This is a genomic window from Pseudomonas fluorescens (assembly GCF_900636825.1).
In the GTDB taxonomy this organism is placed as follows: Bacteria; Pseudomonadota; Gammaproteobacteria; order Pseudomonadales; family Pseudomonadaceae; genus Aquipseudomonas; species Aquipseudomonas fluorescens_BG.
This window is the reverse complement of the sequence record NZ_LR134318.1, coordinates 259030-270741: the sequence shown is the minus strand read 5'-3', so window position 1 is coordinate 270741 and position 11712 is coordinate 259030. Positions and strand designations below refer to the sequence as shown.

The 11712-nt window shown below is 60.1% G+C and carries 9 protein-coding genes; 6 read left to right on the top strand and 3 right to left on the bottom strand.

From position 1 onward, the window contains the following. Window positions 1–204 precede the first annotated feature (204 nt). From gshA to tauD, 5 genes are all read left to right on the top strand, one after another. Window positions 205–1788, top strand: a complete 1584-nt coding sequence (gshA, locus tag EL257_RS01195; RefSeq protein WP_126359092.1) for a glutamate--cysteine ligase — start codon at window positions 205–207, stop codon at window positions 1786–1788. 208 nt (window positions 1789–1996) lie between these two features. Next, window positions 1997–2974, top strand: a complete 978-nt coding sequence (gene tauA, locus EL257_RS01190; protein WP_126359090.1) for a taurine ABC transporter substrate-binding protein — start codon at window positions 1997–1999, stop codon at window positions 2972–2974. 16 nt (window positions 2975–2990) lie between these two features. Beyond that, window positions 2991–3785, top strand: a complete 795-nt coding sequence (gene tauB / locus EL257_RS01185) for a taurine ABC transporter ATP-binding subunit (RefSeq protein ID WP_126359088.1) — start codon at window positions 2991–2993, stop codon at window positions 3783–3785. Then, complete coding sequence (gene tauC, locus EL257_RS01180; protein WP_126359086.1) at window positions 3782–4615, top strand: taurine ABC transporter permease TauC; 834 nt, start codon at window positions 3782–3784, stop codon at window positions 4613–4615. The genes tauB and tauC overlap by 4 nt, the downstream gene beginning before the upstream one ends. A 141-nt stretch (window positions 4616–4756) precedes the next feature. Continuing rightward, complete coding sequence (tauD, locus tag EL257_RS01175; RefSeq protein ID WP_126359084.1) at window positions 4757–5599, top strand: taurine dioxygenase; 843 nt, start codon at window positions 4757–4759, stop codon at window positions 5597–5599. Between the two features lie 210 nt (window positions 5600–5809). Here the strand turns inward: tauD and mgrA are convergent, their stop codons facing one another. The 3 genes from mgrA to epsC form a co-directional block, all read right to left on the bottom strand. After that, window positions 5810–6847 (bottom strand): L-glyceraldehyde 3-phosphate reductase, encoded by a 1038-nt coding sequence (gene mgrA, locus EL257_RS01170; protein WP_126359082.1) that lies wholly within the window; start codon window positions 6845–6847, stop codon window positions 5810–5812. A gap of 183 nt (window positions 6848–7030) precedes the next feature. Next, the gene (gene betT, locus EL257_RS01165; protein WP_172604527.1) at window positions 7031–8992 is read right to left on the bottom strand and encodes a choline transporter BetT; all 1962 of its coding nucleotides are present in this window, start codon (window positions 8990–8992) and stop codon (window positions 7031–7033) included. Window positions 8993–9387: 395 nt separating this feature from the next. Next, on the bottom strand, window positions 9388–10314 hold the full coding sequence (gene epsC / locus EL257_RS01160; RefSeq protein WP_126359078.1) for a serine O-acetyltransferase EpsC: 927 nt from the start codon (window positions 10312–10314) through the stop codon (window positions 9388–9390). Between the two features lie 190 nt (window positions 10315–10504). Between epsC and EL257_RS01155 the strand changes: the two genes are divergently transcribed. Continuing rightward, window positions 10505–11497 carry a D-cysteine desulfhydrase gene (locus tag EL257_RS01155; protein WP_126359076.1) on the top strand — a complete coding sequence of 331 codons (993 nt, stop codon included), beginning with the start codon at window positions 10505–10507 and terminating at the stop codon, window positions 11495–11497. Window positions 11498–11712: the final 215 nt, after the last annotated feature.

Genomic DNA, 11712 nt, shown 5'->3' with positions numbered 1-11712 from the left:
GTAGGAGCTGCCGCAGGCTGCGATCTTTTGACCTTGCTATTGAAAAACCAAATCAAAAGATCGCAGCCTGCGGCAGCTCCTACAGGCTATGTGTGCGGCTGATTGGCTAGAAAAACCAGGCGATAACGCCAGTTTCAACTTCACCCTTGTAGACCGTCCTGCCCACCCCCATATTGGGGCGACTGACGCGTGAAGGAATCCAAATTGAGCGAACTTCTCAACCGCCGCCTGGCTATGCTCGGCGAGCGCGCTAACCTCTCTCTGCTCGAGCAGTGCCTGCACGGTATCGAACGTGAATGCCTGCGCGTGACCAGCGAAGGTCGCCTGGCGCAAACGCCGCACCCCGAAGCTTTGGGTTCCGCGCTGACCAACGAACAGATCACCACCGACTACTCCGAGTCGCTGCTGGAATTCATCACGCCTGCGCTGCCCGACCCGGCCGACACGCTGGCGAGCCTGGACAAGATTCATCGTTTCGCCTACAGCAAACTCGGCAACGAATACCTGTGGAGCCCATCGATGCCGTGCCCGTTGCCGGCCGAGGAAGACATTCCGATCGCCTATTACGGCACCTCCAACATCGGTCAGCTCAAGTATGTGTATCGCAAGGGCCTGGCCCTGCGGTACGGCAAAACCATGCAATGCATCGCCGGGATTCACTACAATTTTTCCCTGCCGGAAAAGCTCTGGCCGCTGCTGCGCGAAAAGGAAGGTTTCGTCGGCACTGACCGCGACTTCCAGTCCGTGTCCTACATCGCGCTGATCCGCAATTTCCGCCGCTATAGCTGGCTGCTGATGTACCTGTTCGGTGCTTCGCCAGCGCTGGATGCCGGTTTCCTGCGCGGCCGTTCGCATCAGCTCGAACAGCTGGATCCCGACACTTTGTATCTGCCGTACGCGACCAGCCTGCGCATGAGCGACCTCGGTTATCAGAGCAACGCCCAGGCCGGTCTGACGCCTTGCTACAACGATCTGGTGAGCTACACCGACAGCCTGCGCAAAGCCGTAGCCACACCCTACGCGCCGTATGTTGAAGTGGGTACGCACAAGGACGGTGAGTGGGTGCAACTCAACACCAACATCCTGCAGATCGAAAACGAGTACTACTCCAACATCCGCCCGAAACGCGTGACCTATACCGGCGAGCGGCCGATTCAGGCGCTGATGGCCCGTGGCATCCAGTACGTTGAAGTGCGCTGCCTGGACATCAACCCGTTCCTGCAGCTGGGCATCGACCTGACCGAGTCGCGCTTCCTCGACGCGTTCCTGCTGTATTGCGCGCTGAACGACAGCCCGTTGCTGACCAACACGTCGTGCGGCAACGCCACCGCGAACTTCCTCAGCGTAGTGAAAGAAGGTCGCCGTCCGGGCCTGCAATTGCAGCGCGACGGCGAAGCGGTCGAAATGAAGACCTGGGCAGCCGAACTGCTGGAACAAATCGCCCCGCTGGCGGCGTTGCTGGATCAGAGCCATGGCGGCGATGCCCACAGCAAAGCGCTGGACGCACAGCTGGCCAAGGTCAGCGATCCGTCGCTGACACCGTCGGCGCAGGTGCTGGCGGCGATGGCTGAGCACAAGGAAAGCTTTGCGCAGTTCTCGTTGCGTCAGAGCCAGGCGCATGCCGCGTTTTTCCGTAGCGAGCCGTTGGCAGCGGATGAACAGGCGAAGTTTGAGGAACTGGCGCGCACTTCACTGGCAGCGCAGGCTGAGCTGGAGCAGAACGAAGTCGGTGACTTCGACGTGTTCGTTGGCTCGTATCAGGCGAGCATTCTCGCAATCAGTAATTAAAAGCTTGTCGGTAAAAAGATCGCAGCCTGCGGCAGCTCCTACATGGGAATGAGATTTCCTGTAGGAGCTGCCGCAGGCTGCGATCTTTTGCTTTGTGCATGTTTTTTCCGCTCATAAGCTAATTCTAAAAAGTTATTTATTTAGCGATTCTTAGATCATTTAGTCTCCTTTCACGCCGACATTCGGTCGCCTGATCTGGAGCTCTCAATTGAAACTGAATTTCCCGCTTCGCCTGCTCGCCGCTGCCTCGCTGGCCGCCGCAAGTTTTCTGGCTCAGGCCGCCGATCTCACCGTCGCCTACCAAACCACCGTTGACCCGGCGAAAGTCGCCCAGGCCGATGGCGCATACGAAAAAGCCACCAATGCCGACATCGCGTGGCGCAAGTTCGACAACGGCGCCGACATCATCGCCGCCATCGCATCCGGCGACGTGCAGATCGGCTACCTCGGTTCGAGCCCGTTGACCGCTGCAATCACTCGCAAAGTCCCGGTCGAAACCTTCCTCATCGCCACGCAGATCGGCGCCGCTGAAGCCTTGGTCGCTCGCGACGGCTCGGGCATCAAGACCCCGCAGGATCTGATCGGCAAGAAAATCGCCGTGCCGTTCGTGTCCACCGGTCACTACAGCCTGCTTGCAGCGCTGAAGCACTGGAACATCGATCCGTCGCAAGTCACCGTGCTCAATCTTGCACCGCCGGCAATCATCGCGGCGTGGAAACGCGGTGATATCGACGCCACTTATGTTTGGGATCCGGCACTCGGCGTGGCCAAGGAAAACGGCAAAGTGCTGATCACCTCCGGCGAGTTGGCGAAGTTCGGCGCGCCGACCTTCGATGCGTGGATCGTGCGCAAAGACTTCGCCGAGAAGCACCCGGAAATTGTCACCGCGTTTGCCAAGGTCACCCTGGATGCCTATGCCGACTACCGCAAGGATCCAAAGGCCTGGCTGGCCAATCAATCCAATGTCGACAAACTGGTGAAGCTGTCTGGCGCCAAGGCCAGCGACATTCCGTTATTGCTGCAAGGCAACGTCTATCCACTGGCGGCGGACCAGGTCAGCGACCTCGGCGCGCCGACCACCAAAGCCATCACCGACACCGCCGTATTCCTCAAGGAACAGGGCAAGGTCGAAGCCGTGCTGCCGGATTACGCGCCGTACGTCAGCGCCAAATTCATCACCAACTGATCGGGAGACAACTGCGATGGCCTTGCTACAGCTGGAGCGCATCAGCGCACAGTACCCGGGCAGCCCGGAACCTGTGCTGGCGGACATTTCCCTGAACCTGGGGCCGCAGCAATTGCTGGTTGCCCTCGGCCCGTCCGGCAGTGGCAAGACTTCGCTGTTGAACCTGATTGCTGGCTTCGTCGAGCCGAGCGCCGGGCGCATCACCCTCGACGGTGTGCCGGTCAAAGGCCCGAGCGCCGAACGTGGCGTGGTATTTCAGGACGATGCGTTGCTGCCTTGGCAGGACGTGCTGGCCAACGTCGCGTTCGGCCTCGAACTGGCCGGCGTCGGCAAAAGCAAACGTGAACAACGGGCGCGGGAAATGCTCGCGCTGGTCGATCTTGCCGGGTTTGAAGACCGGCGTATCTGGCAACTGTCCGGTGGCCAGAAACAGCGCGTCGGCCTCGCCCGCGCCCTCGCTGCCGATCCGCGCGTATTGCTGATGGACGAACCGTTCGGCGCACTCGATGCATTCACCCGCGAGCAGATGCAGGAGCTATTGCTGCAAGTCTGGCAGCGCACCGCCAAGCCGGTTTTCCTGATTACCCACGACATCGAAGAAGCCGTGTTCCTCGCCACCGACCTGATCCTGCTGGCGCCGAACCCGGGGCAGATCGTGGAGCGTCTGCAGCTGGATTTCGGTCAGCGGTATGCCGCTGGCGAATCGGCCCGGGCGATCAAGTCGGATCCGCATTTCATCGAAACCCGCGAGCACGTGCTGAGCAAAGTCTTTTCGCAACGCAGCGCCGTGCAACGGCAGGAGCGCGCATGAGCAGTTACGACATTTCCGCTGCGGCGGTAAAAACATCTTCGGTAGCCCTCCCGGTGCGCCGCAGTTTGAGCACACGCTGGATCAGCCTGTTGACCCTCTTCGGCTTGCTGGCGATCTGGTGGGCGGTGACCGCTACTGGCCTGATTGAACCGCTGTTCCTGCCGCCACCCTCCGCCGTGCTGCAAAAGAGCTGGTTGCTGGCGACCACGGGGTATATGGATTCGACGTTGTGGCAGCACTTGGGCGCCAGCCTGAGTCGCATCGGTCTGGGCCTGGGTTTCGCCATTCTGACCGCCGTCCCCGTCGGCATTGCCATCGGTGCCAACCGCATCGCCCGTGGCGTGCTCGATCCGCTGATCGAGTTCTACCGCCCTATTCCACCGCTGGCTTATCTGCCGCTGATCGTGATCTGGTGCGGCATCGGCGAGCTGTCGAAAGTACTGCTGATTTATCTGGCGATTTTCGCCCCGATTGCCATCGCCACGGCGACCGGCGTGCGTACGGTTGATCCGGCGAAATTGCGTGCGGCGCAGTCGTTGGGCGCCACTCGCGCACAGCTGATTCGGCATGTGATTTTGCCGAGTGCATTGCCGGACATTCTCACTGGAGTGCGCATTGGTCTAGGGGTTGGTTGGTCAACGCTGGTCGCTGCTGAATTGATCGCGGCCACCAGCGGACTGGGATTCATGGTGCAGTCCGCTGCGCAATTCCTTGTTACCGACGTGGTGGTGCTGGGAATCCTGGTCATCGCCCTGATCGCCTTCGCCATGGAAATGGGCTTGCGCGCATTGCAGCGCAAACTGGTGCCTTGGCACGGCCAGGCGCACTAAAGCATTTTTTAATCACCCCTGTAGGAGCTGGCGCAGGCTGCGATCTTTTGATCTTGATCTTCTTGAAAACAAGATCAAAAGATCGCAGCCTGCGGCAGCTCCTACAGGGGGACGATGACTCCGGAATTGAAGACAAAGACCATGAGCATTCTCAACATCACCCCGTTAAGTTCGGCACTCGGCGCGCAGATCGGCGGCGTCGACATCAGCCAGCCGTTGAGCCCGGAACACCGCGACGCCATCGAGCAGGCGCTGCTCAAGTATCAGGTGCTGTTCTTCCGCAACCAGCCGATCGAACCGGCGCAACAGGCACGTTTCGCGCATTATTTCGGCGACCTGCACATCCACCCGATCTACCCGAACGTACCGGAACAACCGGAGGTGCTGATCCTCGACACCGCCGTCACCGACGTGCGCGACAACGCGATCTGGCACACCGACGTGACCTTCCTGCCGACGCCGGCGATGGGCGCGGTACTCAGCGCCAAGTTGCTGCCGGAATTTGGTGGCGACACGCTGTGGGCCAGCGGCATTGCTGCGTACGAAGCGCTGTCGGCGCCGATGAAGGTCTTGCTCGAAGGGCTGACCGCGACTCACGACTTCACTCGCTCGTTTCCGCTGGAGCGCTACGGCAATACGCCTGAGGCATTGGCGCAGTGGGAAGAGGCGCGGCGCAAGAATCCACCGCTGTCACACCCGGTGATTCGCACCCATCCGGTGAGCGGACGGCGATCGCTGTTCGTCAATGAGGGGTTTACCTCGAAAATCAATGAGCTGTCGGAAACCGAGAGCGACGCGATTTTGAAGTTGCTGTTTGCCCATGCGACCAGGCCGGAATTCACCATTCGCTGGCGCTGGCAGAAAGACGACATCGCGTTCTGGGACAACCGCGTGACCCAGCATTACGCGGTTGACGATTACCGCCCCGCGCGACGGGTGATGCAGCGGGCGACGGTGTTGGGGGATGTGCCGTTTTTTCGTTGAATCGTTTTTACAGCCAAAAGCCCCTCACCCTAACCCTCTCCCGGAGGGAGAGGGGACTGACCGGGTTGATTGGGCGAACTACATCGACCTGAAATTTCGAGATGCACTCAATTTTCAAGAGCATGAAGATCGGCTCCCTTTCCCCCTCGCCCCTTGGGGGAGAGGGCTGGGGTGAGGGGGTTGGATCCTGCTGATCCAACCCAATCGTAATCACTCCGCCGTCGAAGGTTTCTCCCACAGATTGATCCCACCCTCTTGGGCAAACCGGTCAATCTCCGCAAGTTCTTCAGCGCTGAAGTTCAGATTCTTCAACGCGCCGACGTTCTCGATAATCTGCTCCGGCCGGCTCGCCCCGATCAACGCCGAGGTCACCCGTGGATCGCGCAGCGTCCACGCCAGCGCCAGTTGCGCCAGACTTTGCCCGCGACGCTGGGCGATTTCGTTCAGCGCGCGCACGTGAGCGATGTTGGCGTCGGACAAGTGCGAAGCCTGCAACGAACCGCCGCCCGGACGATTGACCCGCGCATCTGCCGGTACGCCGTTGAGGTATTTGTCGGTGAGCAGACCTTGTGCCAGCGGGGTGAAAGCAATCACGCCCGTGCCGAGTTCATCGGTGGTATCGAGCAGATCTTTTTCCACCCAGCGATTGAGCAGGTTGTATGCCGGTTGATGAATCAGCAGCGGCACTTTCCACTCTTTCAGCAGCGCCGCCATCTCACGGGTTTTCACCCCGGAGTAAGACGAGATACCGATGTACAACGCCTTGCCCTGTTGCACGGCCGTGGCGAGGGCGCTGGCGGTTTCTTCCAGTGGCGTGTCCGGGTCGAAACGGTGCGAATAGAAGATATCCACATAATCGAGACCGAGGCGTTGCAGGCTCTGATCAAGGCTTGCGAGCACGTATTTGCGTGAGCCACCGCCCTGACCGTAAGGGCCGGGCCACATGTCCCAACCGGCCTTGCTGGAGATGATCAGCTCGTCGCGATACTGCTTGAAGTCCTCGCGAAGCAGGCGTCCGAAATTGATCTCGGCGCTGCCATACGGCGGGCCGTAGTTGTTGGCGAGGTCGAAGTGGTTGATGCCCAGATCGAAGGCCGTGCGCAGCAGAGCGCGCTGGGTGGCGATCGGCGTGCTGTCGCCGAAATTGTGCCAAAGGCCCAGCGATAGCGCTGGCAGCACCAGACCGCTGCGGCCGACGCGGCGGTAGGGGATGGAGTCGTAGCGGTTTTCGGCAGCGGTGTAGGTCATCGAGTGCTCTCTTATCGGTTTTTAACGGTATCGACGGCGTTGCGAGGAGCCAAGCATACGCCGACGACTGCGCTGACAGATAAAGACTCGATCAAGAGCTGAAACGTTTCACAAAACTGCCAGAACCGGCGTGCGCTCGCACTGAGCGCCGAGTCCTGAACAAACCCGGCGCTCAGCCGTCGATCAACGGACCAGATGCAGGAACTGCATGTGCCGTTCGTACTGGTCGAGGGTGTCGTTGATGATCTGCTCTTTGGTGTAACCGACCAGATCGTAGTCCTGACTGCCCTCGCTCAAGTGCACTTCGGCGCGGTAGTAACGACGATTGTTGAGTTGCTTGGAACCCATGCCGCCGCGCGCGAAGGATGGCGTGAAATAGCCGCGCATCTGCACCTGATAGATGAATGGATGCTGTTCACCATGACCGATTTCCAGGCTGACGTTGTCATGCGCCGGATCGGGCTGGGTGACAACGTGCAGACCTTTTTCGACGAACACGGCAGTCACTTCTTCGATCGCCGGGCGCACCGTGGTGTCCATGAAGCGGTACACCTCGTCGCGCGAAGGGAAGTGCACAGCCTGACTCAGACGCTGTCGCCACCCGCCGGTGCCACGCCGCGAACCGGAGACCGGCGCCAGCGAATGCAACTGCGCGATCTGCTTCTGTGACTCCAGATAGAAGGCTTTGTGCAGGCCCCACATCATCAGCAGCAGGATCAGCGAGAACGGCAATGACGTCAGCACCACCGCTGACTTCAGCGCATCGATACTGCCCGAGAACAGCAGCGCACTGGTGATCAGCGCAGTCATCGCGCCCCAGAACACCCGCAGCCATTTCGGCCCGTCTTCGTCCGGGTTGCCGCCCTTCGCTGAGAGCGTCGAGAGCACCACGGTGCCGGAGTCGGCAGACGTCACGAAGAATACGAAGCTGATGAACACCGTCACCGCAATAACGGTTTTGCTCCATGGATAGGTTTCCAGCAGCAGGTAAATGCTCATCGACGGGTTGTCGATAGCCGACATGCCGAGCGCGCTCATGCCGTGATTGAGCACTTGATCCAACGCGCTGTTGCCGAAGATCGACATCCACGCCAGGGTGAAACCGAGCGGGATCAACAGCACGCCGAAGACGAATTCGCGGATGGTGCGGCCGCGGGAAATCCGCGCGATGAACAGGCCCACGAACGGCGACCAGGCAATCCACCAGGCCCAGTAAAACACTGTCCAGCCACCCAGCCAGTCGCTCGGTTTGTCGTAGGCGTAAAGATCGAAACTCTTCATAGGCAAGGCGCCGAGATAGTCACCGATGTTCTGGATCAAGGTGTTGAGCAGGTGCTGGGTCGGCCCGGCGAATAGCACGAACAGCAGCAGCGCGCAGGCCAGCAGCATGTTGATGTCGGACATCACCCGCACGCCTTTATCGACGCCGGACACGGCAACGATGATCGCCGCCCCCATCATCAGCGTGATCAGACCCACCTGAATCCACTGGGTGTGCGCGATGCCGAACAAGTAGTCGAGACCGGAATTGAGGTGCAGCACGCCGAAGCCCATGTCGGCACCCAGACCGAACACCGTGGCGATGATGCCGAAGCCGTCCACCGCGTAACCGATCGGGCCGTTGATGCGTTTGCCGATCAGCGGATACAGCGCCGAACGCAGGGCCAGTGGCAGGTTGTGCCGATAGGCAAAGTAGGCCAGCGCCATGCCGACGAAGGCGAACACGCCCCAGCCATGCAGGCCCCAGTGCAGAAACAGAATCTGCATCGCTTGCCGCGCGGCGTCGGCGGTGCCGGCTTCGCCTTGCGGCGGCTGCAGCATGTGGGTCAGCGGTTCGGAGACGCAAAAGAAGAACAGCGTGATGCTGATCCCCGCGGCGAACAGCATGCCGGCCCACGACAGGTAACTGAATTCGGGCTCGTCGTGGTCGGCACCGAGTTTTATCTTGCCGTAGCCGGATAAGGCGGTGACCACCACGAAGACCAGATACAGGGTCATCGCTAGCATGTAATACCAGCCGACCGTATTGGCCGCCCAGTTCTGCGCTTCCAGCAACCAGGCGCCAGCCTGTTCAGGCATGGCAATGACCACAAGACCAAACAGCAGAATGACCGTCGCGGCGAAATAGAACACCGGCGGATTCATGCGCACCAGACCGCTGGCGGGGGTAGACGAGGCACTCATGAAACGTGCACCTCAAGGGTTTGAAACATGGCTGAAATGATCGGACTCAGCAAAGGCAAGCCTCCTGTTGTGAGCGGGCAGCGAACCACCGGTTTAATTTGAATGAACGTTCAAGTTAAACATGAATAGGGCGCTAAGGACTAATCGCAGGGCTGGGCGGTAGGTTTCCCAGGGTCGCCCAAGGAGGGGTATGACGCGTGTTTCAGGGAATTCGTTCAACGGTAAGAAAACTCATGGCTAACCCCTGTAGGAGCTGCCGAAGGCTGCGATCTTTTGATCCAGATGTTTAAAAGCAAAAATCAAAAGATCGCAGCCTCGTTTCACTCGTCAGCTCCTACAGGTCGCATCGTTGCAGGCTATTTTTGCGTCCCGTCATCATGCTGCAGGTTCGCCTGGGTCAGATTCGCCCCCGCTGGCACGCTACGCGTCAGCCACACGTTGCCGCCAATTGTTGAGCCCTTGCCGATAGTGATCCGCCCGAGAATCGTCGCCCCGGCATAAATCACCACGTCATCTTCAACGATCGGATGGCGCGGATGGCCCTTCTGCAACTGACCGTCTTCATCCGCCGGGAAACGCTTGGCGCCCAGGGTCACCGCCTGATAAATCCGCACGCGCTCGCCAATGATCGCGGTCTCACCGATCACCACGCCTGTGCCGTGATCGATAAAGAAGCTGCGGCCGATCTGCGCCCCCGGGTGGATATCGATGCCCGTTGCCGAGTGGGCGATTTCCGCGCTGATGCGCGCCAACAACGGCAAGCCCGCGCGATACAAATGATGGGCAAGTCGATGGTGAATTACCGCCAGAATCCCCGGATAGCACAACAGCACTTCGTCAACACTGCGCGCCGCCGGATCGCCGTGGTACGCCGCCAGCACATCGGTGTCGAGCAACGTGCGCAACCCCGGCAAGGCCAAGGCGAAATCCTGGACGATCTGGATCGCACGGGCCTCGACTTCGGTATCGGCCTGCGCGTTGTGACGGGCGACGTAACGCAGCTCCAGACGGGTCTGCGCCAACAAGGCATTCAGCGCCACATCAAGGGTGTGGCCGACATAAAAATCCTCGCTTTCTTCACGCAGATCCACCGGCCCCAAGCGCATCGGAAACAATGCGCCGCACAGCGCTTCAAGAATCTCCGCCATCGCCGCCCGCGACGGCAATTCGCGACCACCCTGCTCACCGGACGCCCGGCCGTTTTGTGCCCGCCATTGATCCCGCGCGCTGCGCAGTTGACTGACGATGGTCTGCAATTGCCAATGACTGGAACGCTCGCTCACGGTAAAGACTCCTCACGGGCGGCCGGACTGTCTGGCCGCGTCAACGGCGACTACTTTACGGCACGCATCGGCAGGCGAATTAAGAACCGATAGTGCTGGGCTCAGTCCATTTGGCTATAAGCGATTCGCGGTTGCCCGGGCAAAAGCGCGTGCCTATAGTCCTTTCATTCTTCTGCGCCAGTACGGACTCATGATCAAACAACAGCTGCAACGCTTTCCCCGTCTCGAACTGCTGAGCCGACCCACGCCGCTGGAAAAACTCGAACGCCTGTCCACGTGGCTCGGTCGCGAGATGTACATCAAGCGCGATGACCTGACGCCGCTGGCGATGGGCGGCAACAAGCTGCGCAAACTCGAATACCTCGCCGCCGACGCGCTCGCGCAAGGTGCTGACACGCTGATCACGGCCGGTGCGCTGCAATCGAACCACGTTCGCCAGACCGCTGCGCTGGCCGCGAAACTTGGCCTGGGCTGTGTGGCGCTGCTGGAAAACCCGCTGGGCACCGACGACAGCAATTACACCGGCAATGGCAACCGCTTGCTGCTGGATCTGTTCGACACCAAGGTCGAACTGGTCGATAACCTCGACAATGCCGACGAACAATTGGCCGCCCTCGCCGTACGCCTGCGCAGCAACGGCAAGAAGCCGTATCTGGTGCCGATTGGCGGCTCCAATGCGCTCGGTGCTTTGGGTTATGTGCGCGCCGGGTTGGAGCTGGCTGAGCAGATCAACGACAGTGGCCTCGATTTCGCCGCAGTCGTGCTGGCGTCGGGCAGTGCCGGGACTCACAGTGGTCTGGGGCTGGCGCTGAGTGAGGCGCTGCCGCAACTGCCGGTAATTGGCGTGACGGTTTCGCGCAGCGAAGAAGATCAGCGGCCGAAGGTCCAGGGTTTGGCCGAACGCACCGCTGAGCTGCTGGGCGTCGACTTGCCGAGCAGCTTCAAGGTCGAGCTGTGGGACGAATATTTCGGCCCGCGTTACGGCGAGCCGAATGCCGGCACTTTGGCGGCGGTGAAACTGTTGGCGGGTCAGGAGGGTCTGCTGCTTGACCCGGTCTATACCGGCAAGGCCATGGCCGGTCTGCTCGACGGGATTGGCCGGCAGAGCTTCGACGAGGGTCCGATCATTTTCCTGCACACCGGTGGCGCGCCGGCGTTGTTTGCCTACAAGGATTTTTTGTAAGAGCAGATCAAAAGATCGCAGCCTTCGGCAGCTCCTACATGGGATCACCTGTAGGAGCTGCCGCAGGCTGCGATCTTTAAGAAGACGCGCATATTCCTTAAATGAATAAAAGTTTCCGCATTAGGTATTTTCAAGTCTAAAACAGGCATCTTATAGTCTCGCCGCAGGCGAATTTCGGGCGAGACGCATAAGCTGCTTTAAGGCAGGATAGCGCT

Excerpts from the sequence above, each read along its gene's own strand:
- betT (WP_172604527.1), bottom strand. The coding sequence starts at position 8,992 with ATGAATCCGCCGGTGTTCTATTTCGCCGCGACGGTCATTCTGCTGTTT.
- mgrA (WP_126359082.1), bottom strand. The coding sequence starts at position 6,847 with ATGACCTACACCGCTGCCGAAAACCGCTACGACTCCATCCCCTACCGC.
- EL257_RS01155 (WP_126359076.1), top strand. The coding sequence starts at position 10,505 with ATGATCAAACAACAGCTGCAACGCTTTCCCCGTCTCGAACTGCTGAGC.
- tauB (WP_126359088.1), top strand. The coding sequence starts at position 2,991 with ATGGCCTTGCTACAGCTGGAGCGCATCAGCGCACAGTACCCGGGCAGC.
- tauC (WP_126359086.1), top strand. The coding sequence starts at position 3,782 with ATGAGCAGTTACGACATTTCCGCTGCGGCGGTAAAAACATCTTCGGTA.
- tauD (WP_126359084.1), top strand. The coding sequence starts at position 4,757 with ATGAGCATTCTCAACATCACCCCGTTAAGTTCGGCACTCGGCGCGCAG.